The sequence below is a fragment of the Kitasatospora griseola genome, from assembly GCF_014648555.1.
GTDB lineage: Bacteria > Actinomycetota > Actinomycetes > Streptomycetales > Streptomycetaceae > Kitasatospora > Kitasatospora griseola.
In genome coordinates, this window is sequence record NZ_BMRI01000025.1 from 792 (window position 1) to 27054 (window position 26263).

General features: G+C 72.3%; 23 protein-coding genes and 1 pseudogene. 9 read left to right on the forward strand and 15 right to left on the reverse strand.

The annotated features are described in order from the left end of the window. Positions 1-1536: M4 family metallopeptidase (locus IEZ12_RS25930; protein ID WP_229848013.1), on the reverse strand; the 1536-nt coding region annotated here is incomplete at its 3' end. 1035 nt (positions 1537-2571) lie between these two features. Here IEZ12_RS25930 and IEZ12_RS25935 point away from each other — a divergent pair. Further along, the gene (locus IEZ12_RS25935) at positions 2572-3387 is read left to right on the forward strand and encodes a chitosanase (RefSeq protein ID WP_229848047.1); all 816 of its coding nucleotides are present in this window, start codon (positions 2572-2574) and stop codon (positions 3385-3387) included. A gap of 33 nt (positions 3388-3420) precedes the next feature. Here the strand turns inward: IEZ12_RS25935 and IEZ12_RS25940 are convergent, their stop codons facing one another. Continuing rightward, positions 3421-6597 carry a glycoside hydrolase family 9 protein gene (locus IEZ12_RS25940; RefSeq protein WP_189275193.1) on the reverse strand — a complete coding sequence of 1059 codons (3177 nt, stop codon included), beginning with the start codon at positions 6595-6597 and terminating at the stop codon, positions 3421-3423. Positions 6598-6739: 142 nt separating this feature from the next. Further along, complete coding sequence (locus IEZ12_RS25945; RefSeq protein WP_189275195.1) at positions 6740-7507, reverse strand: GntR family transcriptional regulator; 768 nt, start codon at positions 7505-7507, stop codon at positions 6740-6742. A 361-nt stretch (positions 7508-7868) separates the two neighbouring features. On the opposite strand from IEZ12_RS25945, the pseudogene IEZ12_RS39125 reads away from it, so the two are divergent. Next, positions 7869-7985: pseudogene (locus IEZ12_RS39125) on the forward strand (hypothetical protein); the annotation flags it as partial. Between the two features lie 259 nt (positions 7986-8244). Then, positions 8245-9201, forward strand: coding sequence for an alkaline phosphatase family protein (locus tag IEZ12_RS39130; protein WP_229848028.1), 957 nt, complete (start codon positions 8245-8247; stop codon positions 9199-9201). A gap of 22 nt (positions 9202-9223) precedes the next feature. On the opposite strand, the gene IEZ12_RS25955 is transcribed toward IEZ12_RS39130, so the two are convergent. From IEZ12_RS25955 to IEZ12_RS25965, 3 genes are all read right to left on the reverse strand, one after another. Further along, on the reverse strand, positions 9224-10399 hold the full coding sequence (locus tag IEZ12_RS25955; RefSeq protein ID WP_189275197.1) for an 8-amino-7-oxononanoate synthase: 1176 nt from the start codon (positions 10397-10399) through the stop codon (positions 9224-9226). Positions 10400-10497: 98 nt separating this feature from the next. Then, positions 10498-10722: a translation initiation factor IF-1 gene (gene infA, locus IEZ12_RS25960; protein WP_043911924.1), complete on the reverse strand. Its 225-nt coding sequence runs from the start codon at positions 10720-10722 to the stop codon at positions 10498-10500. A 52-nt stretch (positions 10723-10774) separates the two neighbouring features. Continuing rightward, positions 10775-11536, reverse strand: coding sequence for a GNAT family N-acetyltransferase (locus IEZ12_RS25965; RefSeq protein WP_189275199.1), 762 nt, complete (start codon positions 11534-11536; stop codon positions 10775-10777). Positions 11537-11846: 310 nt separating this feature from the next. Between IEZ12_RS25965 and IEZ12_RS25970 the strand changes: the two genes are divergently transcribed. Then, positions 11847-12269 (forward strand): SMI1/KNR4 family protein, encoded by a 423-nt coding sequence (locus IEZ12_RS25970; protein WP_189275201.1) that lies wholly within the window; start codon positions 11847-11849, stop codon positions 12267-12269. Between the two features lie 502 nt (positions 12270-12771). On the opposite strand, the gene IEZ12_RS25975 is transcribed toward IEZ12_RS25970, so the two are convergent. Both IEZ12_RS25975 and IEZ12_RS25980 read right to left on the reverse strand, forming a co-directional pair. Beyond that, positions 12772-13065 (reverse strand): DUF1330 domain-containing protein, encoded by a 294-nt coding sequence (locus IEZ12_RS25975; RefSeq protein WP_189275203.1) that lies wholly within the window; start codon positions 13063-13065, stop codon positions 12772-12774. A 162-nt stretch (positions 13066-13227) separates the two neighbouring features. Further along, entirely contained in the window at positions 13228-14160 is a 933-nt protein-coding gene (locus IEZ12_RS25980; protein ID WP_189275204.1) for an NADP-dependent oxidoreductase, read from the reverse strand. 89 nt (positions 14161-14249) lie between these two features. Here IEZ12_RS25980 and IEZ12_RS25985 point away from each other — a divergent pair, with 89 nt between their 5' ends. The 3 genes from IEZ12_RS25985 (at position 14250) to IEZ12_RS39135 (ending at position 18326) form a co-directional block, all read left to right on the forward strand. After that, positions 14250-15200, forward strand: coding sequence for an AraC family transcriptional regulator (locus IEZ12_RS25985; RefSeq protein WP_189275206.1), 951 nt, complete (start codon positions 14250-14252; stop codon positions 15198-15200). 117 nt (positions 15201-15317) lie between these two features. Continuing rightward, on the forward strand, positions 15318-17096 hold the full coding sequence (locus tag IEZ12_RS25990; protein WP_189275208.1) for a hypothetical protein: 1779 nt from the start codon (positions 15318-15320) through the stop codon (positions 17094-17096). A 507-nt stretch (positions 17097-17603) separates the two neighbouring features. After that, positions 17604-18326, forward strand: a complete 723-nt coding sequence (locus IEZ12_RS39135) for a hypothetical protein (protein WP_229848030.1) — start codon at positions 17604-17606, stop codon at positions 18324-18326. On the opposite strand, the gene IEZ12_RS26000 is transcribed toward IEZ12_RS39135, so the two are convergent. The 7 genes from IEZ12_RS26000 to IEZ12_RS26030 all read right to left on the reverse strand — a co-directional run bounded on the left by IEZ12_RS26000 (position 18299) and on the right by IEZ12_RS26030 (position 25064). After that, positions 18299-18781 carry a MarR family transcriptional regulator gene (locus IEZ12_RS26000; RefSeq protein ID WP_043911919.1) on the reverse strand — a complete coding sequence of 161 codons (483 nt, stop codon included), beginning with the start codon at positions 18779-18781 and terminating at the stop codon, positions 18299-18301. The genes IEZ12_RS39135 and IEZ12_RS26000 overlap by 28 nt on opposite strands. A 61-nt stretch (positions 18782-18842) precedes the next feature. Continuing rightward, positions 18843-19700 carry a nitroreductase/quinone reductase family protein gene (locus IEZ12_RS26005; protein WP_189275210.1) on the reverse strand — a complete coding sequence of 286 codons (858 nt, stop codon included), beginning with the start codon at positions 19698-19700 and terminating at the stop codon, positions 18843-18845. Between the two features lie 107 nt (positions 19701-19807). Next, positions 19808-20287, reverse strand: a complete 480-nt coding sequence (locus IEZ12_RS26010) for a macro domain-containing protein (protein ID WP_189275212.1) — start codon at positions 20285-20287, stop codon at positions 19808-19810. 42 nt (positions 20288-20329) lie between these two features. Further along, positions 20330-21796, reverse strand: a complete 1467-nt coding sequence (locus IEZ12_RS26015; RefSeq protein WP_189275214.1) for a multicopper oxidase family protein — start codon at positions 21794-21796, stop codon at positions 20330-20332. Next, the gene (locus IEZ12_RS26020; RefSeq protein WP_189275216.1) at positions 21793-22794 is read right to left on the reverse strand and encodes a TIGR03842 family LLM class F420-dependent oxidoreductase; all 1002 of its coding nucleotides are present in this window, start codon (positions 22792-22794) and stop codon (positions 21793-21795) included. Before IEZ12_RS26020 ends, IEZ12_RS26015 begins: the two co-directional genes overlap by 4 nt. Positions 22795-22827: 33 nt before the next feature. Next, on the reverse strand, positions 22828-24216 hold the full coding sequence (gene hydA, locus IEZ12_RS26025; protein ID WP_189275218.1) for a dihydropyrimidinase: 1389 nt from the start codon (positions 24214-24216) through the stop codon (positions 22828-22830). Positions 24217-24221: 5 nt separating this feature from the next. Continuing rightward, entirely contained in the window at positions 24222-25064 is an 843-nt protein-coding gene (locus IEZ12_RS26030) for a nitrilase-related carbon-nitrogen hydrolase (RefSeq protein ID WP_100584338.1), read from the reverse strand. A 219-nt stretch (positions 25065-25283) separates the two neighbouring features. Between IEZ12_RS26030 and IEZ12_RS26035 the strand changes: the two genes are divergently transcribed. Together IEZ12_RS26035 and IEZ12_RS26040 are read left to right on the forward strand one after the other, a co-directional pair. After that, the gene (locus IEZ12_RS26035; protein ID WP_189275220.1) at positions 25284-25898 is read left to right on the forward strand and encodes a TetR/AcrR family transcriptional regulator; all 615 of its coding nucleotides are present in this window, start codon (positions 25284-25286) and stop codon (positions 25896-25898) included. Then, positions 25895-26260, forward strand: a complete 366-nt coding sequence (locus IEZ12_RS26040) for a VOC family protein (RefSeq protein WP_189275222.1) — start codon at positions 25895-25897, stop codon at positions 26258-26260. Before IEZ12_RS26035 ends, IEZ12_RS26040 begins: the two co-directional genes overlap by 4 nt. Positions 26261-26263: the final 3 nt, after the last annotated feature.

Below are 26263 nucleotides of genomic sequence, written 5' to 3' on the forward strand. Positions count from 1 at the left end.
CGAGGAGTAGTTGGTGGTGGAGGTCATGTAGGTGGTCAGCGCGCGGTACCAGATCGCCGCGGCCTTGTCCTTGCCGATGCCGCCGAAGCTGTCGCCGTTGCAGGGCGTGCCGTTGTGCGGCAGGCCACCGATGGTCTTGGCGCCGGTGCCTTCGGCGGTCAGGTAGAAGAAGTGGTTGGCGATGCCGGAGGAGTAGTGCACGTCCACCTGGCCGGCCCGGCTGCTGTAGCAGGACAGCGAGTTGCCGTCGGCGGCCGGGTTGTCCATCCGGCGCAGGTAGCCGTTGCCCATGTTGAGCTTCTCGCCGATGTAGTAGTCACCGGCGTCGGTGCTGTTGTTGGCGTAGAACTCGACCATGCTGCCGAAGATGTCGGAGGTGGCCTCGTTCAGGCCGCCGGACTCGCCGGAGTAGTTCAGGTTGGCGGTGGCGGCGGTGACGCCGTGGCTCATCTCGTGGCCGGAGACGTCGAGCGCGGGCAGCGGCGTGTTGTTGTTCTGCGAGGAGCCGTCGCCGAAGGACATGCAGAAGCAGCTGTCGTCGTAGAACGCGTTCAGCAGCTGGTTGTCCACGTGCACGTACGCCGGCGCGCCGCGGCCGTCGTTGCGGATGCCGCTGCGGTTGAAGGTGTTCTTGTAGAAGTCCCAGGTCTTGGCGAGGCCGTAGGAGGCGTCCACGGCGGCGCTCTCGCGGCTCGAAGTGGAGCCGTTGCCCCAGGAGTTGGTGGACTTGCTGAAGGTCCGGGCGTTCTGCGCGGGGTTGGACTGCGGGCTGTTGTACGAGTCGTAGACCACCGTGGAGCCGTGCAGCGCGTCGGTCAGCGTGTAGCCGCTGCCGCCCTGGCTGGTCTCCAGGGTGACCTGGCCGACGTTGACGCCGTTGCCGGTGCCGGAGATCTCCGGGTTGACTTCGTAGGTGTCGAGGACGGCGCCGCTGGCCGCGTCGACCAGCACGGCCTCGCGGGTGTTCGCGCCGGCCTCGCCCGCGCCGGTGACGGTGGTGCGGTACGCCAGCACCGGGACCTTGCCGAACGCCCAGACCACCAGCTGGCTGCTGTCCAGGTTGGTGGTGCGGGCCTGCTTGACGTGCTTGGCGCCGCGCTCGGCGCTCGCGGAGGCGTCGCCGGCGGTCAGCTTGGGCGTCACCCCGGCGACCTTCAGCGCGCCGTCGTGCGCCCAGCTGGTGGCCGTGATCTTCCCGTTCGCGGCGCGGTGGACGACCAGGTCGCCGCCGACCACCGGCAGGCCGCGGTAGGTGCGGTCGTAACGGACGTGCCGCGCGCCGTCGTTGTCGACCAGCACGTCCTTGGCCACCAGGCGCTCGTCCGGGCCGAGGCCCAGCGCCTTCGCCGTCGCGGCGGCCTCCTTGCCGGCCTGGTCGAGGGCCGCCAGCCGGCCCGTGGTGCTCATCGCCTGGAACCCGGCGCCGGGCTGCGTGGTGGCGCTGGCCTGCGCGACGCTCTGCGAGGTGGCCATCGCGGCGGTGCCCAGGGTGAGGGCGGCCGCAACAGCTGCCGCCAAGGCGGTCTTGCGGTTCATCGGGTATTCCTCCCACCGAGCCGGGGTTGATGGGGGACGGCCGGTGACACCGATGGGGTGTGGTGTCCCGGCCGGTTTCGGCTCGGCGGCAGGACGCTAGATCCACCGGAGACCCTTGCGACATGCCCTCGCCAACCCCACAAGGGCCGGACAAGGGTGATCCTTGCCCCGCAGCAGGGCTACCCCTGACGCCCCGTTGGCACCCGCTTTGCCGCTCCGGTCCCTCCGTTTGCCCCGCCCTTCGACCGGACCTGGGGCCGTGGGGCACCCGGCGGCCCGTCAGGGTTCGCCGGGGAGACCGGCACCTGCTGAGCCGCCACGAACTCCGGATGCCGGGGTCGGCCCGGACCGCGCAGCCGTGGACCGCCGGCGGCTACGGCGGACGGCAGGGGGTGGAGTCACACCCGGTAGGGGCGGGCCAGGGTGGGCTGCCGCCGCAGGGCGGCGACGGCGGCGATCCGGGCGCGCGCCGCTACTTTGCCCGTCGAGGCTCCGCACCGCCGGGCCCCACCCGGGCGGTCCGAACACGCGGGGCGCGGCATGGGCCGTTCGGGAGGACGCGGTTCCGTTTCTGAGGTAGCGTCAGGGCCCGGTCCGGATCCGGACGCCCCGTACCGGCGAGTGGAAGCTCCGAGCATGCGGTGGCCGCCGGTCCGGCCGGCCGTCGCCCCGCTCCCCCGGGCGGGGCGGTACCCGACAGAAAGCGGAGCCGAATCCATGCAGAGCGGAGCAAGCAGCAGCGGCAGACGGCCGCGCCCCGTCCAGGTGGCGCTGGCGGTGGGGGTGGCCGCGGCAGTGACCGCGGGCCTCACCGCCGCAAGCCCCCAGGGCGGCGCCGCCACCCGGCGGCACGGGGCCGCGGCTCCACCGCCGATATCCGTCGCCGTGTCCGACTTCCCCGGCGCAGCGACGAGTTCGCCGACCTCCTCCCCGTCGCCGTCCGCACCGACCGCCGCCACGCTCCCGGCGGGCCCGACCGGCACGGAACCCGGCACCGGCACCTCCCCGGCGGACACCGCCGCCGGCGCGTCGCGCATCGCGGCCAAATCCTCGCCGACCCCGAGCCCGAGCCCGACCCCGACCTCGACCCCGACCTCGACGCGCAGCACCGCCTCGGCCGCCCCCGCCGCCACTACCACCACCGCCCCGCGGCCGGACCTCACCGACCCGAAGTGGAAGGAGTACGCGCAGCAACTGGTCTCCAGCGCCGAGAACTCCACCCTGGACTGGCGCTCCCAGTACCCGTACATCGAGGACATCGGCGACGGCCACGGCTACACCGCCGGAATCATCGGCTTCTGCTCCGGCACCGGCGACCTGGCCGACGTGATCACCCGCTACACCCAGCTGAAGCCGGGCAACATCCTGGCCAAGTACCTGCCAGCGCTGGCCATGCTCGACGGCAGCGCCTCGCACCAGGGCCTCGACCCGACGTTCGTCGGCGACTGGCAGCGGGCCGCCGCGGACCCGCTGCTCCAGCAGGCCCAGAACGAGGAGCGCGACCGCCAGTACTTCACCCCGGCGGTGACGCAGGCCAAGGCGGACGGGCTGCACGCGCTCGGCCAGTTCGCGTACTACGACGCGATCGTGGTGCACGGCCCGCGCGGCTTCGCCACCATCCGCACGGCCGCACTGGCCAAGGCGACGACGCCGGTCAAGGGCGGCAACGAGACCACCTACCTGAACGCCTTCCTGGACGCCCGCAAGGCCTACATGCTGGCCGGCAACCCGAACCGCAACACGTCCAGGATCGACACCGAGCAGCGAGTCTTCCTCCAGGCCGGCAACCTCGACCTGCGACCCCCGCTGAACTGGAAGGTGTACGGCGACAGTTACACCATCCCGGCCTGACCCGCCGGTCGGCCGGGACGGTCGTGGACGTCGTCAGCCGGGGGTGCCGGGCACCACCAGCCGATCCAGGTCGGGCGCGGCCCCGGAGGGGTTGGCGACCGTGAGGGTGTTGCTGCCGGCCGCCAGCGCGAGCGCCACCGTGACGGTGCCGGGCGTGGTGAAGGCCCCGGTCGGGGCGAATGCCACGCTCTGCACCGGCCCGCTGTTGACAGACAGTTCGGCGGTCCGGGCGCCGGCCGAGCCGTTGGTGTAGGCGATCTGCACCTGGTACGTCCCGGCGGTGGCGACGGTGACGCCGTGGAAGACGAGCGTGCCCGTTCCGGCGGTGACGGTGCCGAGGTACCCGACCCGGCTGCCGCCGGAACAGGCCGCGCAGGCCACGACGGCGGCCCGTCCGGTCAGCGCGTTGGCCGCCGCCTCGGCCTCGTAACTTCCGCCGGAGGGTGCGGTGTTGGAGGTGGCGACGTCGACGGCGGTGTCGTCCACCACGAAGTCGGTGGTGCCGCCGTTGGCGGCGGTCTCGGTGCCGGTGAACTTCAGGGTGACAGTGCGTCCGGCCCAGGCGGACAGATCGGCGGTGCGGCGGGTGAAGCCGGCGCCCTTGTCGAGGTTGGAATGGGTGGCGAGGGTGGTGAGCACCGTGCCGCCGGCGTCCAGGAGTTGGACCTTCAGGGTGTCGGGCGTGGCGGTGGTCGTATTCTCCGTGGAGTCGACGTGCAGCCAGTAGGAGAGGGTGGCGGCGCAGCCGGCGGGCAGGGCGACGCTCTGGGCGACGGTGTCGGTGCCGGCCGTGGAGTTGCCGTTCAACCAGGCGATCCTGCTGCCGCTGTGCGCGGGTTCGGCGCCGGTGGCGGCGGTGATCGGCTGGAAGCCGAGAGTGGAGGTCTGGGTCCACGGCGCGGCGGAGGCGTCCTCGAAGCCGGGGTTGCCGAGCAGCTGGGCCGCAGTGCAACTGCCGCCCGGGGCAACGACGGTGAGCGTGTAGGTGGCGCTGTGGCTGCCGCCCGGGGCGGTGCCGGTGACGGTGATCGGGTAGCTGCCGGCGGCGGTGCCCGCGGCGACGGTGGCGGTGAGGGTGGCGCTGCCGCTGGCGGTGACGGTGCTCGGTGCGAACGCGACGGTGACGCCGGCGGGTGCGCCGGCGGCGGTCAGCGCGATCTGCTGGGCGGCGCCCGAGGCGACGGCGGTGGTGAGCGTCGCGGTGGCGGCGCCGCCCGGGGCGGTGCTGCCGGCCGCGGGGCCGACGGTCAGTGAGAAGTCGTCGGCGGGCGGGCTGGTCGGCCCGTTGACCGCCTGCTGGAGGGCGGCGCCGATGATCGCCGAGCCGGTCATGTCGATGGCCGGCTCGGAGGTCTGCCAGGAGCGCACGTCGTCCACGTACCGGCTGCTGTGTCCGGTGAAGGCGCTGTACGGGTCGGCGCCGGCGGGCGGGCAGGCCTTCATGCCGGTCTGGTAGCTGCCCAGCCCGCCGCTGAAGATGCCGGCGGCGTTGGGTCCGTTGACCACGGCGCCGATCGGGATGGCGCCCGTCCCGTCGGTGGAGCCGTTGATGTTGGCGACCTGGTGCTGGATGCAGTGCGGGAAGGTGGTGCCTTCGCCGACCATGAAACTGGTGCCCCACGGGTTCGCGCCGAACAGCCAGTTGCGCTGCTGGGTGGCGTAGTTGTCGAACGAGGTGTCGCCGCTGGCCTGCTTGTAGAGCGCCTCGGTGGCGAGCAGGCCGAAGCTGTGCGAGTCGGCGTCGAAGTCGGTGTAGGTGCCGCCGGCGTGGAAGATGTCGGCGGCGGCGCGGTCGGCGCCGACCTTGGTCTGCCGCTTGAGGTCGGCGACCAGGTCGGCGGCGGTGACGGCCAGTCCGCCGGGGTTGCCGGCGGCGGCGATGGCCCGGATCAGGTCGGCGTGGGCGAGCGCGCTGGTGTCGTACAGGTTGAAGGTGTCGCCCTTGTCGTTGGCCAGGTAGCCCTTGGCCCAGGTGGCGGCGGCCGTCAGGTACGGGGTGGCGTTCCGGCCCAACTGTTGGGCGGCGAGGGCGAGTTCCGCGCCGCCGAACTCCATGTCGTCGCGCCAGGTGGACTCGGGGTAGTAGTCGTTGGGGACGGCGGTGGTGAGCGGGTTCGGCGGGGCCGAGGTGTTGGCCAGCGCGTACAGCGAGGCGGCGGCCTGGTAGTAGGCCTGCGCCTGCGCGGGGTCGGCGGCGGCGTTCACCTGCGCGGCGAGCGCGAACGCGGCGGAGACCCGCCCGGCCAGGTTGGGGCTCACCTGCCCGCCCGGCGTGTTGGCCCGGAACACCGGGCGGTGGGCGGCGGCGTACCGGTCGGCGGAGGCGGTGTCGCCGTCGTCCCTCTCGGGCAGTCGCCACAGGTCGTGGTCGCCGACGAAGCTGCCGCTCGCGTTGCCGGAGCCGATGCCGACCTGGAGGTACAGGGTCTTGCTCGACTGGTCCCACATCCGGTTCAGCCAGGCCGCGCCGAACTGCGCCTCCGCACCGAGAGCGGCGGGCGCGGCGCTGCCCAGGGCGCGCTGGGCGGCGAGCAGGACGGCGTCGGCGTAGGCGGTGGTGTGGGTGAACTTCAGGTAGTCGCCGGCGTCGGACCAGCCGCCGCTGACGTTCACCGGCCCGGCGATCCTCGACAGGTCGCTGTTGGTGATGACGTCGGAGCCGCCGCTCTGGAACGAGGGCACGGCGTAGACGTTCGCGGTGGCGTCGTTCAGGTGGGCGGGTTTGCGGCCGAGCGGGCCGGAGACGGTGTCGCTGCCGTCGCGCTGGGTCTGGAAGAAGGTGACGCCGTCGGCGACGAACTTGCCGTACAGCGCGGCCGGGTCGGCGACCTTGAAGGTCGGCGAGGTGGCGCTGACGCCGCCGGCGACCACCAGGCGGTAGGTGCCGGGCGCGGTCAGACCGGCCAGGGTGATCGGGTAGACGGCCGGGTACGCGCTGTTCCACGAGCCGAGGCTGGTGGCGCCGACGGCGCCCGTCCTGACGGTGGCGCCGGTGGAGTCGAGCACGCTCCAGCTCGCGGAGGAGACCGCGGCGCTGGTCATCAGATAGGCCTGTTTGGTCTCGCCGGGCAGGAACCCGGCCTGGTCGACGCGGATCAGGCCGGTGGCGGCGGCCTGCGCGGGGCCGGCGCCGAGAGCCAGCGGGGCGGCGGTGAGCGCGGCGGCGAGCAGCGCGCCGAGGGCGGTGCGTCGGGCCGGTCTCCTGGGCATGACCATCAGCAGCTCCCAACCGTTAGGAAGTCTTCCTTACCGTTCCTGGAAGCTAGAGCGCCGGCCGGACACGGTCAAGACTCGTCGCGGAGTTGACGCACCATCAGTTCGGGCGGGTGCGGCCGGGCCGGAGCGACATCCGTCAGACCGTGGTCGGCGCGGCCAGGTCGAGCGTGAAGCTGAAGCGGTCGCCGCGGTAGAGCGTGCGGACGAGCTCCAGCGGCCGACCGGCGTCGTCGCGGCTGCGGCGGTGCAGCAGCAGCATCGGCAGAGCGGGCGGGGTGCCGATCAGCAGGGCTTCGCGCGGAGTGGCGAGCACGGTCTCGATCCGCTCCTCCGCGCCGGCCAGCCGGATGCCGCGGGCGTGCAGGTGCGCGTACAGCGAGCCGGCGGGGTCGAACTCCCGGTCCAGGTCGGGGACTCGGGCGACCGGCAGGTAGGTGGATTCCAGGCCGACGCGCTCCTCGTCGGCGCGCAGGACGCGCTCCAGGTGCCAGAGCATCTCCCCCGGGGCGACGGCCAGGCGTTCGGCGAGCGCCGGTTCGGCGCTCTGCCGGTCGAGGGCGATCAGCGTGCGGCCGGGGCGCAGGCCCTGGCGGGTGACGCCCTCGGTGTAACTGGCGAGCGACAGCGGCTGCTCGATCTTGGCGCCGGCCACCACGGTGCCCCGCCCCTGACGCCGCAGCCGGCCCTCCAGCAGCAGGTCGCGCAGCGCCTGCCGGAGGGTGGCCCGGGCGACGCCGTACCGCTCGGCCAGCGCCGCCTCGGTGGGGAGCCGGCCGCCCGGGCCCAACGCGTCCAGCAGCTCCTCCATCTGGGCCTTGACCAGGTAGTACTTCGGCACCCGCCCGTGCTCGGGGACGCCGTACCTGGCGGGGGCGAGGGGCGTGCCGTGGGTGCCGTGGTTCACCCGTCCAGCCTAAGGCCTGAGCTGTTCAACAGCCCACGAACCATAACGAACAAATAACTGGTCTGGACTGAATTTTGACACTTGTTCATACAATCGTGGACTCGGAGGGGGGTCACGCTCGCCCCGCCACCCCATCCTCGGTCTGCCGGTGCAACCGCACCCCGCCGCTTCCCCGTTGGGAGACCTCGTGCGCAACTCCCGTACTGCTCCTGCTCTTTCGATCGCCGTCGCGGCCGCCCTGCTGCCGATCGCCGGCACCGCCGCGTCGGCCGCCCCCACCTCCTACAACGGTCTGCCGAACGGCACCAAGCAGGCCAAGACGCTGGTGATCGGCATCGACGGCACCCGGTACGACAAGCTGGTGACCGCCGATGCGCCGAACCTGAAGGTGCTGATGGCCTCGGGCACCACCGCGACCTCCAACCTGTACGCGAACCCGCTGGCGCCCACCCTCTCCGGCCCGGGCTGGTCGACGATCGCGACCGGTGTCTGGCCGGACAAGCACAAGGCGCTGGACAACGCGTTCACGGGCGCGCGCTTCGACCTGTACCCGGACTACGCGAGCCGGCTGGAGACCGCGGACCCGGGCAACTCCACGCTGGTGATCGGTTCCTGGAACCCCATCACCGCGAACGTCCTTCAACGGCAAGGCCGACCTGCGGATCCCGGAGAGCGAGAACGACCCGAAGACCGCCTCCGACGCCGCCGACTTCCTCGCCCACGGCAACCCGGACTCGGTGTTCCTGCACTTCGACGAGGTGGACGAGGCCGGCCACAGCTACGGCGGCGCGAGCACCCAGTACATGTCGGCGCTGCACACCGTCGACGGGCTGGTCGGCCAGGTGCTGACCGGCCTCAAGTCCCGCCCCACGTACGCCTCGGAGGACTGGCTGGTGGTCGTCACCACCGACCACGGCCACACCGACGCGGGCGGCCACGGCGGCAACTCCGCCAACGAGCGCCAGACCTGGATGGTGCTCAACGGCCAGGGCTACCAGGCCGGCGCCCGCCGCTACGACGTCAAGCCGGTGGACATCGCGCCGACCGTGCTCAAGCACGAGGGCGTGGCCATCGACCCGGCCTGGGGCCTGGACGGCACCCCCGTGGACGAGATCGTCCCGGACGCGTTCGACGCGCTGCGCCCCAGCCTGCAGACCCGGGTGGACGAGACCGGCATCGGCTCCACCGTCAAGGGCTTCACCCACACCCCGCCGGCCGGCTGGTCGATCGACAACTCACGGATGCCGTCCGGCGGCGTCACCGAGTGGCGCGGCTGGGCGTTCGCCACCGACGAGTTCTGGACGGCCGCGCAGCTCGCCCAGAGCCGGGAGACCAACGTCCGGGCCCGCAACGTCTTCGCGGTCGCCGACTCCGACGAGTGGGACGACAAGGCGCACGGCGCCGGCCAGTTCGACTCGACGCTGATCTCCCCCGCCTACCCGGTGGCCGGCCTGCGCCGCGGCACGCTGTCCTTCGCCACCGACTACAAGATCGACGGCCCGCAGACCGGCGACGTGTACGTAGTGTTCGACAACGGAGCCCCGCAGCTGGTGAAGTCCTACCGGGCCGACCTGAACACCGTCGAGCACCTGTCGGTCACGGTGCCGGCGGGCGCGTCCACGGCGCGCTTCCAGTTCCGCTACACCGGCACCAACTCGGCGTTCTGGACGGTCGACCAGGTTGTCTTCGGCTGAGCCGATCGAACCGCTCGACCCGCTACCGGGTCTTGACCACCACACCGACCGCGAAAGCGATCTGATCGTCGGTCAGGTCGGCGCGGGCGGTCAGCCGCAGCCGGGGCACGCCGTCGGGGACGGACGGGGGCCGGAAGCAGCCGACCGCGAGCCCTTCGTCGCGGCAGGCGGCGGCCCAGCGCACCGCGTGCTCCGGGTCGTCGGCCCGCACCGACACCACCGCGCCGTCGGGTGCGGTGGTGTCGAGGCCGAACTCGCCGAGCCGGGTGGAGAGTTCGCGGGCCACCCGGAGCGCGTCGGCGGCCCGGCCGGGCTCGGCGCGCAGGAGGCGCAGCGCGCCGAGCGCGGCGCCGACGGCGGCCGGGTTGAGGCCGGTGTCGAAGATGAAGGTGCGGGCGGCGGAGATCAGGTGGCGGATCACCCGCTCGGGGCCGAGCACCACGCCGCCCTGCGAGCCGAGCGACTTGGAGAGCGTCGCGGTGGCGACCACGTCGGGCTGTCCGGCGATTCCCGCGGCGGCTCCGGCGCCCGCGCCGCCGGGGCCGAGCACGCCCAGGCCGTGTGCATCGTCGAGGACCAGGGCGGCCCCGAACTCGCGGGCGGCGGCCAGGTGCTGGGCGAGCGGTGCGGCGTTGCCGTCGACCGAGAACACCGAGTCGGTGACCACCAGGGCGCGCGGCTGCGTCCGGTCGGCGAGCGCCGCCCGGACGGACCGCGGGTCGCAGTGCGCGGCCCGGGCGACCTGGCCCTTGGCGAGGCGGCAGCCGTCGATCAGCGAGGCGTGGTTGTGGGCGTCGGAGACGATCAGGGTGTCCGGCCCGGCGAGCGCGGTGAGCACGGCGAGGTTGGCGGTGTAGCCCGAGGAGAACACCAGGGCCGCCTCGTAGCCGCAGAACTCGGCGAGCTCCCGCTCCAGTTCGGTGTGCGCCTCGGTGGTGCCGGTGACCAGGCGGGAGCCGGTGGAGCCGCCGCCCCAGCGCTGCGCGGCCGCGGCGGCGGCTCCCGTGACGGCCGGGTGCCTGGTCAGGCCCAGGTAGTCGTTGGACGCCAGGTCGAGCACGTCGTCCTCGGCGGTGCGGCTGCGCAGCCGCCTGGTCAGCCCGGCGGCCTCCCGGTCGGCGGCCGCCGCGTCCACCCAGTCGAACACCGTCTCCGGGCGCGTGCCCCGCGTCCCCGTCCTGACCTGCGACTCTTCCATGCCCGGCACTCTGTCACTCCGCCGGGCGCGGGGGCAACGGCCGCCGCCGCGATGTGCGCCTTCGCACACCGACGGCGGCCGTCGGCCCTTTCGCCGGATCAGTTGCGGTAGCGGAACAGGATCCGGCCGCGAGTCAGGTCGTACGGGCTGACCTCGACCAGGACGCGGTCGAACGGGAGGATCTTGATGTAGTTCTTGCGGATCTTCCCACTGATGTGGGCAAGCACCTGGTGGCCGTTCTGCAGCTCCACCTTGAAGGTGGCGTTGCGCAGGCACTCCAGTACGGTGCCCTCGATTTCCAGGCCTTTGGCGATACGCGGCAAGGTTTCTCGTCTCTCGAGTCGGTGAAGCGAAGTGGGGTGGTCGGCGCCGAGGTCAGTGCGGGCGGCGCACCAGTTCGGCGAGATGGCCCGTGCGCCGGGCGCCGAAGCGCTCGAACAGGGCGGTGGCGGCGGTGTTGGCCTGGTCGATCTCGGTCCACGCGGTGCCGATGCCGGCCTCGTCCAGGACGGCCAGCGTATGCCCGAGCAGGGCCTGCCCGGCACCCCGCCGTCGGCATTCGGCGCGCACGGCGAGCAGCCCGATCCGGGCGCGGTTGCCCCGCGACACCACCCGGATCAGCCCGCCGTACTGCCCGTCCACCACGGCGACGGCATACAGCGAGGGATCGATCAGCGTGTCCCCCGCAGGGTGGGGCCGGAGCTCGGCGGGCATGGTGTGCCAGCCGACCGCCACCTCGACCTGAGCCCGCACCGTCCGGTCGAGCTCGCGCAGCAGCCCCTCGTCGGCCGTCCCGGCAGGCAGGATCGTCACCCCCTCCGGCACCGGACCGGCAACCGCCGCACGGGTGGGCAGGAGGTACTCCCACTCACGCCGCTCCACGGCGAACCCGGCACGCTCCCAACGGGCCGTCAGTTCGGCATCCTCGCCGCCGACCAGGGTGTGCAGCACGGCAGTCGGCAGCTCCCCCAGCATCGCCTCGGCGAGCGGGTCGAACGCCTCGTCCTGCCAGACGTCGATGCTGACGAAGAGTCGGCCGTCGGGCCGGTACGAGACATCGCCGTGGCCGACGATCTGCTCGTCCGCCACCGCCTGCCACTCGGCCTCGTCGACCCGGTTGATCATCACAGTATTCATGGCTGTCACCTCTCGGAAGTACCTGCACAGCAGGGCGCTCCCGACAGCGACTCGATCAGCCGCACACCGTGAGGAAAAGGGGGAGCACCCACCTTGGTCCAACTCTCATGGGTGTTCACCTCCTCGCGTCCTGTCACGGTGACCCGTACGTTAGCAACCACCCTCCGACGCCGCCAAGCGATTTAATTTCCGCCCGGCTGTTGCCTGTCTCGTCCCACCTGCGGTTGTCGTTCTCTCTGGGCCTCATCGCCTCCGATGTCACCGGACACGGATAGTTTTTGGCGAGACCAGGCGGCTGACGGGAGCGGACGTGGACATCGAGGAGATGCTGGACCGGCTCGGCACGGTGATCGGGCCACCGCCTGCGGGCGGCGTGGTCCCGGTGCCGTGGGAGCTCGGGCCCGAAGCGATGGGTTTCCAACTGCCTGCGGACTACCGGGCGTTCGTCGACCGGTACGGGAGTGTCAGCATCAGAGGCGAGCTGCACATCTACACGCCATCGGCAGCGCCCGGCCCCGACATCGCGCAGCCGCTCGGCTTCGAGGGATTCCTCTACGGCACGACGGATCCCTACGGCTACGTGGGCTCCCTGGCCCAGGCCTACCTGGACGAGGACTACGACGAGTGCCCGTATCCGATGTTCCCGGCCGAGGGCGGGCTTCTGAACTGGGGTAACAACGGGTGCGCCGACCATTTCTTCTGGTTGATGCGGGGGCCGGACCCGGACCGGTGACCGGTCGCTGCCCAGTTCCACTCGATGCGGGAGTGGGACCTGTTCGAGGGTGGATTCCTGGAGTTCCTGCTGGCGGCAGTGACGGAGGAGTATCCGTACCATCGGGACGTTGTCGCCCGTGGAACGAAGCAGGTCGGTGATGGCCGTGCTTATCGTGTTCGGGGCGACTGGTCGAAGCAGCTACGTTTGCAGTGAACCCGCGATCATGGTCAACAGTCGGCCTGTGGGTGGATCCGACTGAGAATCCGCTGCGGTCTCGTCTCATCTGTCCTTGCATCGATGCCGGTCACGGCCCCCTCTACCGGCAACCCCACGAGAGACAGGGCAGTCGTCCAGCCTCACGTGAGGTTGCCGCTGCGGCACAGCCGCGCCGCCGCCCCTCGGCAGCTGGTCCGGGAAGCCCCCGGTCACTCAACTCCGGTCGCACGCCTGCCCGGCGGTGTGGTGGTTCTTCTCCGTCGCGGTGTTCGTCGGAGTCGGATGCGGGGCAGGTCGCCGGCTGTCAGTCGAGGCCTTCGATGATGCGGAAGTCGCGCTCGACGGCGTCGGAGAGCACGGCCAGCGCTTCTTGGTAGGCCTCGCTCTCACGGGCCGCGACGGCCTGTTCGAAGCTGTCGAACTCGATCAGGATGGTGCGCTCGGCGATTCCGGCGTCGTATGCGACGACCAGACCGTCACGGGCGAGGACCCGCCCGCCCCCGGCCCGGACGGCCGAACCGGCCAGCTTGTTGTAGGCAGCCAGCTTCTCGGGGTCGTTGATGGTGCGGTAGACACTGACCCAGTAGCCCTTTGGCATGGAGCCTCCAGTGTTTGTAGGAGCACATCCGACTGCTCATAGGTAATTCAGATCGATCGTACCCAACGACTGGGTTCCGGGGTGATTCGGAGAACGCTCCGGTCGGCCAACTCGGCAGTCTCCGCGAGGAAGTGATACGGCATCAAAAAGGAAACCTCGGCGCTACGGGACGACGACAACGACCTTGCCCCGAATACGCCCGGCTTCGCTGAGGCGGTGGACGTCCGCAAGCTCGGCCAGCGGATACGAGGCGCTGATGTCGAGGGTGACTTCGCCCGCGTCGACGAGCTTCACGAGCGCTGCCAGCTGCCCCACGTCGTTGCGGGCGACCATGTGCATCGCCGTCACCCCGGCGTCGGCGGGCGGTTCGACGGGGGTGGCGATCGAGACGATCCGTCCGCCCGGCCGGACCGTCGGCGCCAGAGCGGCGGCATCGTGCGGGCTCAGCGGAACGAGGTTGAGCAGGGTGTCCACCGGACCGTCGAGCGCGGCGGCGACCGGGCCGGCGGTGTAGTCGATCACCCGGTCCGCCCCTTGTCGTCGCACTGCCCGGTCGCTGCGGGCGCCGGCCGTGGCGATCACCTCGGCTCCGGCGCGCTTGGCGAGCTGTGTGACGAAGCCGCCGACCCCTCCGCCCGCGCCGTTGACCAGCAGCCGCTGGCCGGCCGTCACCTTTCCGTGCTCGAACACCGCCTGCCAGGCCGTCAGTCCGGCCACGGGAAGGGCCGCCGCGTGTGCGAGCGGCACGGACGCCGGCGCCGGGACCAGCAGCGAACCCGGCGCCCGCACGTATTCGGCGGCCGCGCCCGCACCGTCCAACCGCCCGACGACCCGGTCGCCGACGGCGAACCCCTTGGTCCCCGGGCCGATCTCGGCAACCGTCCCGGCGACGTCCCAGCCCAGCGTGTAGGGCAGCTCCACGGGCAGGAACGCCTGCAACAGCCCGGCGCGCAGCGCGGCCTCGGTGGGGTTGAACGACGTCGCCGCGACCCGGACGAGCACCTCGCCGGAGCCGGGTCGAGGCCGCGGCACCTCGTCGTGGCTGATCACGGACGCGTCGCCGAACGCGTGGATTCGCGCGGACTTCATCTTCATGCCGCGAACCTACGGGCCGTCCGCCGAGACGATCCATGCGCCAGGGTGCCCTGTTCATACGCGTTCGTCTCGACGCCTACGCTCTCTCCGTGGATCTGCTCAGCGAGGTGATCACGGTGGCGCGGACCGGGCGGCCCCGGTCGGCGTACGTGCGGTGGCATGCCCCGTGGCGGCAGCAGTTCGCGTCCGTGCCGGGTTCGGCGGGCTTCCAGGCGATCCTGGAGGGCCGTTGTTGGCTGGTGTCGCCGCATGCGGCGCCGGTCGAACTGGGCGCGGGCGATGTGCTGTTCCTGCCGCACGGCACCGGGCACACCTTGGCCGACGACCCGTCGACAGCGGCCACCGCCCCGGCCTGCACCCCTGACGACCCCGGGCTTCCCGGGCCCTACACCACCGACAGTGTCGACCGGCTCGGCCGGGGCGGTCCGGCCACCGTGGTGCTCTGCGGCGCCTACCGGCTCGACCCGTCCCGGGCCCATCCCCTGCTGCTCACCCTGCCCGACCTGATCCACCTGCCCGCAGACCCGAGCCGTCACCCCGAACTGCACGCCGCAGTACGGCTCCTGGCCTCCGAGGTGGGCACCCCGCGCCCGGGCTCCACCGCCGTCGTCCCCGCGCTGCTGGACACCCTTCTGCTGTACGTCCTGCGCATCTGGCTCGCCGAACAGCCCGCCCACGGAAGCACCACCGGCTGGGCCGCCGCACTCAACGACCCGGCGGTCACCGCCGCCCTCCACGCCGTCCACCGCGACCCGGCAGCCCCCTGGACCGTGGCGAAACTCGCCGCCGCAGCGGGCCTCTCCCGGGCGGCGTTCGCCAGACGCTTCACCTCGATGATCGGCCAACCGCCCCTCGGCTACCTGACCTGGTGGCGAATGACCACGGCGGCCCGCCTGCTCCGGGCGACAGAAGCACCCCTGCGAACCGTCGCCGCCCAGGTGGGCTACACCTCCGAATTCGCCTTCGCCAACGCGTTCAAGCGCACGCACGGGCTGGCCCCCGGCGCATATCGACGGGGAGTTCACCCACCCATGTTCTGACGGGCAGTCACCAGCGGTTCCCTTCAAGCTCGACGAGCTCCGGTGTCGGGGGCCCGTGGCAGGCTTGGCCGGTCGGCGGAGCGGGGAAGGTCCGGGGCACGGAGGAGGGGGCTGGCGATGGGACGTCGGGTTCGGGGTTGGGTGTTCGGGCTGGCGGTGTGGTGGCTGTGGATGCCGCTGCTCGCCGGACTGGTGTGGGTGGTGAAGCATGCAGTGTTCGGGGGGTTCGGGCCGCAGGATCAGAGCTACCGGCTGTGGTTGAGGCGGGAGTTCCTGCCGCACGGCGGGTTGGTGGATGCCGCGCCGTTGTTCTGGTTCTGGGTCGCGGTGGGGTTGTGCGGCACGGTCTGGGCGGTGGTGTACGCCGTGGACGAGACGGGGGTGGGCTTCGGCGGATGGCGGGCGCGGGTCGCCGTCTCGGTGGTGGTGCTGGCGCTGGCCGGTTCGCTGGTGCGCGCCGGGACGGGCATGTGGGACGACGACAAGGACGCGGGGCGGTTCTACGCGGCGGCGACGATCCTGGACGTGCCGGCGGGCGGCGCGGGCGCGCCGCGTTCGGTGCTGCCGGTGACGGAGCACAGTCGCCCCGGTGACGGCGCCCGGTGCGACCTGGTGGGCACATCGGACGTGCCGGCCTGCGTGAAGACCGCGTCGATGCCGGACTTCGACTTCGAGGCGCGCACCGCCTCGTACGCAGCGGCGACCAAGGCCCTCACCGACAGCGCGGGCCTGTCCTCGGGCATCCACCTGATGGGGCACAGCCTGCACTACCTGCCGGGCACGGCGGGTGGCGGCGCGTGGACGGCGGTGCTGGACGGCTCCGGCGAGCAGCCGATGGAGGGCGTCGCGGTCTGGGACGGCCGGTCGAACTCGGTGGCCAGTTGCGCGTTCCGCGGCGACCACGCGTTCGACCGGGCGTTCGGCGGGACGGGCGCGGTCAGCCTGCGCAACCTGCTGGCCGAGCGCTTCCCCGGCCTGGTCTACAGCGAGCAGGACATCTGGGGCTACTGCGACGGCCCCGACCCGCGCACCGCGCAGCCCGTGGTGGTGATCTCGGTGGCCCGGCAGACCGCCTGGAAGCAGCGCACCGTACTGGCCCCGGCCGGGGTGCTGGTGCTGCGCGGTTCGCCGAACGGGAAGCCGGACGTGACGTACCGGGCCCAGGTCGACCCGGGTGAGCTGCCCGGGGCGGTGTACCCGGCCTCGGTGGTGCGTTCGCAGATCCACGAGGTGCAGTGGCTGGGCGGCCGCGGCGCGAAGGACGACCAGGGCTTCGGTTTCGCGCACACCTCGGCGGCCACCAACGCGACCAACCCCGGTGAGTTCCTGCTCCGTTCGAAGGCCGACGGCCACCTGTACTACGTGACGCCGCTGGTCCCCCGGGAGAGCTCCTCCCAACTGGTGGTGGCGTTCGCCGTGCTGCAGGCCGACCGGGCCGGCGGCGGCCTCAACGACCTGCACGTGTACGTGCGCAGCGACGACGCCCCCGCGGTGAACCTGGACGTGCTGGCCAGCCGGATGGTCTCCTACATGGCCCAGCAGACCTCCATCGCCATCAGCGCCGGCCAGGGCGGCGCCCTCCAGGAGCTCGTCCCGTTCGGCCGTGACATGTGGCGCGGCTTCGTCGACTTCAACGGTCAGACCCAGGACTACATCGACCTGTCCGGCGACGCGACGGTCACCCCCAACCTGGTCTCCCTGACCAGCCCGATCACACCGCCGGGCGGCCAGCCGCAACCCCAGCCGTCCGGCCAACCGACCGGTCAGCCCACCGGTCAACCGACCGGTCAGCCCGCGTCCGGCTGCGGCGGCGATCCGAACCAGTTGACGACCACCCAGCTCGCCGCCTGCGTCGCCGAGTTGTCGAAGACCCTGCAGGGCCGCGTGCACGACTAGACCGTCCGCCCGTGCCCGCCCCGACCGGGATAAACCACTGGTCGGGGTGGGTACGGTGGGGTGATCGAGGAGAGGGGTCCGCGGTGGCACCGCCGAGCATCGAGGCGGCCCGGGTGTGGCAGCGTCGGCTGCGGGACGTCGCGGCGGGGCTGACGGAGCGCGAACTGGACGCGGTGGAAGCCCGGTTCGGCTTCCGTTTCGCAGCCGACCACCGGGCGTTCCTGGCCGCGGGCCTGCCGACCGGGCCCAACTGGCCGGACTGGCGGTACGGCGATCCCGAGCGGCTGCGCGAGTGGCTCGCCCGGCCGGTCGAGGGCGTGCTGTTCGACGTGCGTCGGAACGGGTTCTGGTACCCGAGCTGGGGGGCGCGGCCCAAGGACGTGACGGAACGGGAGCGGGTCGCCCGGGCCGCGCTGGCGTCCGTGCCGCAGTCAGGGCCTGTCCGGCCTGGCGCCGCTGCGCGGCCACCGCTACCTGCCGCCGGCGCCGTTCGGGCCGGGGCACCCGGTGCTGTCGGCGCATCAGACCGACATCGTCGAGTACGGCCACGACCTGGTCGACTGGCTGCGGATCACGGTCACCGGCACTCCCGGCCGCCGCGACGCGCGGCCCGTGTTCACCGTCCCGTTCTGGTGGTACTTCGTGGCGGTCGATCCGGAGGGCGCGTTCACCACTCCGCACGATCCGACGGCGACCACCGCGGCCGAGGCGGTGGAGTACCTGCGGATGCTGGCGCTGGAGCGGCTGGTGGGCCGTCAGGTGGACGACGAGCAGCTGATCGTCGCGGGTCCGGTGGCGGACGCGCTCGGCGTCGACGCACCCTCGCTGCCGCTGCTGGCCGGGCTCACGGACCACGGGTCCGCGGTGGGCCTCTTCGAACAGGTGCTGGCGGAGCTCGGCCTCGCCGACTCCCTGCCCGCCGACGACACCGGCCTGCCGTACGAGCGGGCCCGCTGGGAACTCGTCCGCTGGTGGCTGCGCCTGATCGTGGACGGCGGGCTGCGCGCCCCGACCGGCGCGGGCGTGGTCGCCCACGGCGGCTGGGCCCTCCTGGACCGCCCGGAGTCGCTGCGTCCGCTGGTCGATCTCTCCCCGGAACGGCTCTCCCCGGACGCGCTCGACCGGACCGACCTGGCCCGCGCGATCGTCTCCGAGGCCGGCCGCCTGTTGGCCGGCCCGTGGCCGCCGCCGGCGGCGGGGCCTCAGGCTCCGCTCGCGCCCTGCTCGTAGGCGGTCATCGTCCGGACGAACACCGCCCGTTCGGTCGGGGTGAGCGGGGCGAACGCGGCCTGCCAGGCGGCCGCGCCGTTGGCGAGCCAGTGCTCGACGGCGGTGCGGGTGGCGGGGTCGGAGGTGAGGGAGACGATGGTGCGGCGGCGGTCCTCGGGGTCGGGGCGGCGTTCCAGGACGCCCTGACGGGTGAGGTCGCCGACCATCAGGCTGACGGTGGTGGGGGCGACTTCGAGGCGGGCGGCCAGCGTGCCGACCGGCATCGGGCCGTCGTAGACCAGGTAGGAGAGCAACGACAGGTGCCGGGGCGCGAGTTGGAAGCCGGCCAGTGCGTCGGGGACGGCGATCCGCTTGACCCGGGCCGCGACCCGGGGCATCAGCAGCAGCATGGCCCGGACGGCGTCCGGTGCGGTGAGGCCGCCGTCCGGCTCGTGCTCGGACTCCGCGTGGGCCATCCGGTCTCCTCCGCGCTGTCCGATTCCTGGCCGCCGGACCTCACCGTACCGGACGGGCCGGTCAGCGCGGCGGGTGCGGGGCGGACGGCGGGAGCAGGTGGGTCTCCTCGTAGGCGAAGTGGGCTTCCAGCCCGTCGGTGAGCCGGTCGAGTTCGGCGCGCAGCTCGGCGGGGTCGGTGTCGGGTGCGGCGAGGCGGTCCTCGAAGCGGGTGAGCGCTTCGGCGACGGTGCGGTGTTCGGCGCGCAGCCGGGCGAGGGCAGGGATCAGCTGGGGGTACTGCCGCTCGAAGGCGGTGAACGCGCCGTCCTCGCGGGTGTGGTGCAGGCCGAGGCCGTAGCAGAACTGCAGGCAGTGCTCCCGCAGTTGGGCGGCGAGGTCGGGTCCGGGGACGGGACCGGCCTGGTCCAGTCGGGTGCGCAGGTCGGCGAGTTGGCGGCGCAGGTCCTCGTGGTGGAGCTGGAGTTGGCCGACCACCCGGGCGGCGAGCGCGGGGTCGACGGACAGGTCGAGCGGGTGCAGCGCGAGGACCGGGATGGTGCGGTCGGTGCGGGCGGCGTAGTCGGCGAACGACGGTACGCGGCGGGCCTGTTCGGCGTACTGGCGGTCGCGTTCGGCGGGGTCGAGCTCGACCGGCCGGACCGAGAGGGTGGTCACGCCGCCCTCGCCGTCGGGGAGTTCGACGGTGCCGCCGCCGGCCGCGATCAGGTTGCGGTACCACTGGGGGTGGTCGACGGCGCCCGCGTTGGAGCCGAACACCAGGTAGCGGCTGCCGTCCCGGTGGTAGGCGAGCGGCGTGGTGCGGGGCCGCCCGGTGCGTCGGCCGGCGGTGGTGAGCAGCAGGATCGCGGGGAAGCCCTCGACGTGTCCGCCCCGTGCCCGGAATTCCTCGATGACTCGCTGGTTGAACTCGTTGGCCATGGCCGAGCCTCTCCCCCGCTCCTGATTATGTTTGCAAGCAAAGACAATCTAGGCAGGCCGCCGACGTCCGGTCAACTCCCCATCGCAGACGTTGAACTGATGACGCGTCACTGGTCGTAGACCGTCACGGGCGTACCGCGCGCGGTGAGCCGGGCCGTCACCAGCGGCTCGATGCGCTCCCAGCGGCCGCCCGCCAGCCCGCACCCGATCCGCGGCATGTGGACGGAGGCGCCGAGGCGGCGGGCGTGGCCACCGAGGGCGGCGAGGGCGGTGTCGACGGCCTCGTAGCGGACCGGGACGCCGGTGGAGCGGCCGGTCCTGATGCCGCGTTGGCCGACCATGTTGGCCACCCACAGGTACGGCTCGACCTGCACCAGCTGGACGGCGCCGAGCCCGAAGTCGTTGCCGGCCCGCTCGCGGTGCCAGCGCCGGTACGCGGCCTCGGGTTCGGGCCAGCGGCGGGACAGCGCGAGCACGAAGCCCTTGCCCCAGCCGCCGAGGTCGTTGCAGACGTGCGCGACGATCCGCACGCCCTTGCCCTGCGGCGCGGTGGCGTCCCCGCGCAGGTAACTGATCGTCTGTTCCATCCGGGCATGCTCGCAGCCGCCGCCGACACCCGCTCTCGGCGGTCAGTGCGCGTGGCCGACGCCCGCGTAGCTGCGTGGCACTGCGTGCTCCGTCCCCGGGGTGACGGTGACGAACTGGCCCATCATTCCGGCGTCCTCGTGGCGTAGGAGGTGGCAGTGGTACATGTACGGCTCGACGGGGTCGTCGAAGGGGCCGAACCGGACGGCCAGGCGGACGGTGGTGCGGGCGGGGGTGAAGACGGTGTCCTTGTGGCCGCCGGTGGGGCGGCCGGCGGCGTCGAGGACCTGGAAGGCGACTTCGTGGATGTGGAAGTTGTGGGAGGTGTCGGTGCTGTTCTCGATCTCCCAGATCTCGACGGCGTTGACGGGGACGACCTCGTCGATCCGGCTCATGTCCATCGGCCGGCCGTTGATGCCGTCCCGCCCGCTGAGGGTGAAGTGACGGACTCTCGCGCCGTCGGGCGGGACGATCGGGGCGGGCCCGGGGAGGGTGGCAGGCGGCTCGGGTGCGGGCCGGAGGTCGGCGGCGGCGACGAAGCGGATCAGGTCGAGGTTGCCCATGGCGATGTCGAGGCCGCGGTCGAGGGTGCGCAGCACGACGTTGTCGCCGGGGGCGAACTCGACCAGGAGCTCGGCGCGTTCGCCGGGGGTGAGGTCGAGGGTGTCGGTCTCGACGGGAGCGGTGAGCAGTCCGCCGTCCGTGCCGATCAGGTGGAACCGGCGGCGGTCGGTGAAGGCCAGGTGGTACATCCGGGCGTTGGAGGCGTTGAGCAGGCGCAGCCGCACCCGGGTGGTGGTGACGGCGAAGCACGGGTTGTAGGTGCCGTTGACCAGGATGCGGTCGCCGAGGATGCCGAAGGGTCCCTTGAGCGGGTCGCCGTCGAGTTGGCCGCGGTCGGTGAGCTTCTTGTCCTGGAGGATCAGCGGGATGTCGTCGGTGCCGTAGACGGTGGGCAGTTCGGCGTCCTGGCCGTCGTCGATCAGGAACAGGCCGGCCAGGCCGCGGTAGACGTGCTGGGAGGTGGCCCCGTGCGGGTGGGGGTGGTACCAGGTGGTGGCGGCGGGCTGGTCGACGGTCCAGGTGGGGGTCCAGCGGGTGCCGGCGGGGATCAGTTGGTGCGGTCCGCCGTCCATCGCGGCGGGCAGCCGCATGCCGTGCCAGTGGACGGTGCTGGCCTCGGGCAGGGCGTTGCGGACGGTCATCGCGACCTTGTCGCCGCGGCTCGCCCGCAGCGTGGGGCCGAGGTAGGAGCCGTTGAAGCCCCAGGTGGTGGTGGGTTTGCCCGGCAGCAGGGCGGACTGGCCGACGAACATGATGAGTTCGTAGCGGCGGACGCCGTCGGGCTCCGGGGCGGGGTGCAGCAGCGGCGGGATCCGCAGCGGGGTGGACAGGTCGAGCGGCGGGGGTGCGAGGTGGTGCTCGGGGTCCGATCCGCAGCCGGCGGCCAGGCCCGCCGTCCCGGCGGCGCCGGAGAGCGCGGAGAGGGCGAGGAAGGTCCGCCGGTTCACGGGGTCAGCGCCGGGATGATGTGCGTCCCGTAGGCGTCGATGACGGCTTCGCGGGCGTCGTGCATCGCGTAGATCGCGAACTGGTCGACGCCCAACTCCCGCAGGGCGTTGAGCTTTTCGAGGTGCGCCTGGACGGGGCCGAGCAGGCAGAACCGGTCCACGACGGCGTCGGGGACGAAGTCGGTGGAGGGGTTTCCGGCCCGGCCGTGGTGGCTGTAGTCGTAACCGTGCCGGTTCTTGATGTAGGCGGTGAGTTCCTCGGGGACGGCGTCCGAGTGCTCGCCGTACCGGGCGACCAGGTCGGCGACGTGGTTGCCGACCATGCCGCCGAACCAGCGGCACTGTTCGCGGGCGTGGTCGAGGTCGTCGCCGACGTAGGCGGGCGCGGCGACGCAGACGGTGATCGAGGCGGGGTCGCGGCCGGCCTCCTCGGCGGCGCGGCGGACGGCCTTGACCATCCATTCGGTGAGGTAGGGGTCGGCGAGTTGGAGGATGAAGCCGTCGGCCTTCTGGCCGGTCAGGGCGAGCGCCTTGGGTCCGTAGGCGGCCATCCACACCGGCAGTCGGCCGTTCTTGATCCACGGGATGCGGATCGGGCTGCCGTCGACGACGGCCTCGCGGCCCTCGGCGAGGTCGCGGATGGCGTCGACGGCGGCGCCGAGCCGGGCCAGCGTGTTGGGCCGCCGGCCGGCCACCCGCATCGCGGAGTCGCCGCGGCCGATGCCGCAGACGGTGCGGTTGCCGTACATGTCGTTCAGGGTGGCGAAGGTGGAGGCGGTCACCTCCCAGCTACGGGTGCCGGGGTTGGTGACCATCGGGCCGACGTGCAGCCGCTCGGTGTGTTCGAGGATCCGGCTGTGGATCACGAACGGCTCCTGCCACAGCACGGCGGAGTCGAAGGTCCAGCCGTAGCGGAAGCCGTTGCGTTCGGCGCGGCGCATCAGGTCGACGACCTTCGCGGCCGGCGGGTCGGTCTGCAGGACGAGTCCGAAGTCCACGGCGGAGTTCCCCAGGGTCGGTGGTGGAAGCGGTCAGAGGTACTGGCAGGTGGAGCGGGGCAGGAAGGTCCCGTGGCCGGGCCGGCCGAGGTAGTGGCCGCGGTCGAGGACGACCTCGCCGCGCGACAGCACGGTCTCCACCCGGCCGGTGACGGTGCGGCCCTCGTACGCCGAGTAGTCGACGTTCATGTGGTGGGTGGCGGCGGACAGCGTGTGGGTGGCGTCCGGGTCGTAGATCACCACGTCGGCGTCCGCGCCGGGCGCCAGGGTGCCCTTGCGCGGGTACAGGCCGAACATCCGGGCGGGCGCGGCGCAGGCGATGTCGATCCACCGGCGGCGCGTCAGGTGCCCGTCCACCACGGCCTGGTGCAGCAGGTCCATCCGGTTCTCCACGCCGGGCAGGCCGTTGGGGATCTTCGAGAAGTCGCCGCGGCCGAGTTCCTTCTGCCCCTTGAAGCAGAACGGGCAGTGGTCGGTGGAGACCACCTGCAGGTCGTCGGTGCGCAGCCCGCGCCAGAGCGCCGCCTGGTGGTCCTTGGGGCGCAGCGGCGTGGAGCACACGTACTTGGCGCCCTCGAAGTCCGGTTCGGCGAGGTTGTCGGTGGACAGGAACAGGTACTGGGGGCAGGTCTCGCCGAACACCGGCAGGCCCAGGTCGCGGGCGGCGGCGAGTTCGGCGAGCGCCTCGCGGGCGGAGACGTGCACCACGTACAGCGGCGAGCCGGCGACGCGGGCGAGCTGGATCGCGCGGTGGGTGGCCTCGGCCTCCAGCAGGGCCTTCCGGACTTCGCCGTGGTAGCGCGGGTCGCGCTCGCCGCGGGCGAGGGCCTGTTCGACCAGCACGTCGATGGCGGGGCCGTTCTCGGCGTGCATCATGATCAGCGCGCCGGTCTCGGACGCCTGCTGCATGGCGCGCAGGATCTGGCCGTCGTCGGAGTAGAAGACGCCGGGGTAGGCCATGAACAGCTTGAACGAGGTGACGCCCTCGCCGATCAGGCCGGGCATCTCGCGCAACGTCGACTCGTTGACGTCCGACATGATCATGTGCAGGCCGTAGTCGATCGCGCAGCGCCCGTCGGCCTTCGCGTGCCAGGCGTCGAGGCCGGATCGCAGCGAGGCGCCCTTGGGCTGGACGGCGAAGTCCACGATGGTGGTGGTGCCGCCCCAGGCGGCGGCCCGGGTGCCGGTCTCGAAGGTGTCGGAGGCGACGGTCGCGCCGAACGGCAGCTCCATGTGGGTGTGCGCGTCGACACCGCCCGGGACGACGTACTTGCCGGTGGCGTCGAACACCCGCTCCGCCGCCCACTGCTGGCGTCCCGGCAGGGCGAGGGCGACGACGGTGCCGTTCTCGATCAGCACGTCGGCGAGCATCTCCTCGGCGGCCGTGACGACCAGTCCGCCGGTGATCAGGGTCCGGGTCACCGCGCTCACGCCCCGGTGAGCGGGCCGTAGGCGTCCGGCCGGCGGTCCCGGTAGAACGCCCACTGCTGCCGGACCTGCTCGATCAGGTCGAGGTCGAGGTCCCGGACGACGAGTTCCTCGCGCTTGTCGGAGGCGACCTCGCCGACGAACTGGCCGCGCGGGTCGACGAAGTAGCTGCTGCCGTAGAAGTCGTCGTCGCCGTACTCCTCGACGCCGACCCGGTTGATCGCCGCCACGAAGTACTCGTTCGCGACGGCCGCGGCGGGCTGCTCCAGCTGCCACAGGTACGCGGAGAGGCCTCGGCTGGTCGCCGACGGGTTGTAGACGATCTCCGCCCCGGCGAGCCCGAGCGCCCGCCAGCCCTCCGGGAAGTGCCGGTCGTAGCAGATGTTCACGCCGACCTTTCCGACCGCCGTGTCGAACACCGGCCAGCCCAGATTCCCGGGCTTGAAGTAGTACTTCTCCCAGAATCCGTGCACCTGCGGGATGTGGTGCTTGCGGTACTTCCCGAGGAAGCTGCCGTCGGCGTCGATCACGGCGGCGGTGTTGTAGTAGAAACCGGCCTGCTCGATCTCGTAGACGGGCACCACCATCACCATCCCGAGCTCCCGCGCCAGCGCGCACATCCGCTGCACGGTCGGCCCGTCCGGCACCGGCTCGGCCCACCCGTAGTGCTCGGGTTCCTGCACCTGACAGAAGTACGGCGCGTTGAACACCTCCTGGAACCCGATGATCCGCGCCCCCTGCGCGGCGGCCTCCCGCGCGGCCTGCTCGTGCGCGGCGATCATCGACTCCTTGTCGCCTGTCCACGCGGTCTGGAACAGGGCAGCCCTGACGACACGACTCATGGTCGTACTCCTCGCTCGAAGGCCCGACGGAAGAGGCACCGTAGATCGTCGAGACTAGGAGCTGAAGGGGAAATGCCGGTGTGCCACGCGGAGCATGACGGAAAATCAGCATCCGGACGATTCCCGAATGGTCCGTTCGACGGTGCCGAAACCATCCTGCCGTCCAGCGCCGGTCGCAGCCCTTGACCGGAGTGAGCGCTCACTCCGATACTGGCGGCCATGACCGACACTCCGACCGAACAGCGGCGCCGGGCCCCGTCCATGGACGCCGAGCAGCGGCGCGGGATGATCGTCCGGGCCGCGCTGCCGCTGGTCGCCGAGTACGGCGGCGCGGTGACCACCCGTCAGATCGCCCGGGCCGCCGGGATCGGCGAGGGGACGATCTTCCGGGTCTTCGCCGACAAGGACGCCGTGCTGGACGCCTGCGTCGCCGAGGTGCTGCGCCCCGAGCGGACGCTGGAGCAGCTCGCCGCGATCCCGCTGACGCGGCCCCTCCCCGACCGGCTGGTCGAGGCGGCCGCCGTGCTGCGCGCGCACCTGGACCGGCCGGCGGCGCTGCTCGGCGCGCTGCACGCCACCAACGGCAGGGCCGGTGCCCGGCGCACCGGCGCGGCGCCCGACCGCGCGGCCGGCGCGCTGCCGGTCCGCCGGGCGTTGGCCGAACTCATGGAGCCGGAGCGGGAGTTGCTGCGCCTGTCGCCCGACCGGCTGGCCTCGCTCCTCCTCGGCCTGCTGTTCGCAGGCGCGGGCGAGGAGCATCCCCCGAGCCCGGCCGAGCTGGTCGACGTCCTGCTGCACGGCGCACTCACCACCACCCCGGAAGGCCGACCGTGACCATCACCCTGAACCACACCGTCGTCCCCGCCGTCGACCACCAGGCCGCCGCGCGCTTCTTCGCCACCGTGATGGGCCTCGAATACACCGGCCCCGACCGGCACTTCGCGCCCGTCCGGGCCAACTCCACGCTGACGCTGGACTTCCTCGCCGTCCCCGACCCGGCCGGCCACCACCTGGCGTTCGACGTGGACCCGGCCACCTTCGACGGCATCCTCACCCGGCTGCGCGCCACCGGCACCCCGTACGGGAACGACCCGTCCACGCCCGACAACGGCCGCACCGACCACCCGCCGTGCGCCCGCGGCCTCTACTTCACCGACCCGGCCGGCAACCTGTTCGAGGTGATGTCGCCCGCCTGACCC

Coding starts and splice junctions, on each gene's coding strand:
- IEZ12_RS26035 (WP_189275220.1), top strand. CDS start 25,284: ATGACCGACACTCCGACCGAACAGCGGCGCCGGGCCCCGTCCATGGAC.
- IEZ12_RS26000 (WP_043911919.1), bottom strand. CDS start 18,781: ATGGCCCACGCGGAGTCCGAGCACGAGCCGGACGGCGGCCTCACCGCA.
- IEZ12_RS26030 (WP_100584338.1), bottom strand. CDS start 25,064: ATGAGTCGTGTCGTCAGGGCTGCCCTGTTCCAGACCGCGTGGACAGGC.
- IEZ12_RS25955 (WP_189275197.1), bottom strand. CDS start 10,399: ATGGAAGAGTCGCAGGTCAGGACGGGGACGCGGGGCACGCGCCCGGAG.
- IEZ12_RS25940 (WP_189275193.1), bottom strand. CDS start 6,597: ATGCCCAGGAGACCGGCCCGACGCACCGCCCTCGGCGCGCTGCTCGCC.
- IEZ12_RS26005 (WP_189275210.1), bottom strand. CDS start 19,700: ATGGCCAACGAGTTCAACCAGCGAGTCATCGAGGAATTCCGGGCACGG.
- IEZ12_RS25980 (WP_189275204.1), bottom strand. CDS start 14,160: ATGAAGATGAAGTCCGCGCGAATCCACGCGTTCGGCGACGCGTCCGTG.
- IEZ12_RS25990 (WP_189275208.1), top strand. CDS start 15,318: ATGGGACGTCGGGTTCGGGGTTGGGTGTTCGGGCTGGCGGTGTGGTGG.
- IEZ12_RS26010 (WP_189275212.1), bottom strand. CDS start 20,287: ATGGAACAGACGATCAGTTACCTGCGCGGGGACGCCACCGCGCCGCAG.
- IEZ12_RS25975 (WP_189275203.1), bottom strand. CDS start 13,065: ATGCCAAAGGGCTACTGGGTCAGTGTCTACCGCACCATCAACGACCCC.
- IEZ12_RS25965 (WP_189275199.1), bottom strand. CDS start 11,536: ATGAATACTGTGATGATCAACCGGGTCGACGAGGCCGAGTGGCAGGCG.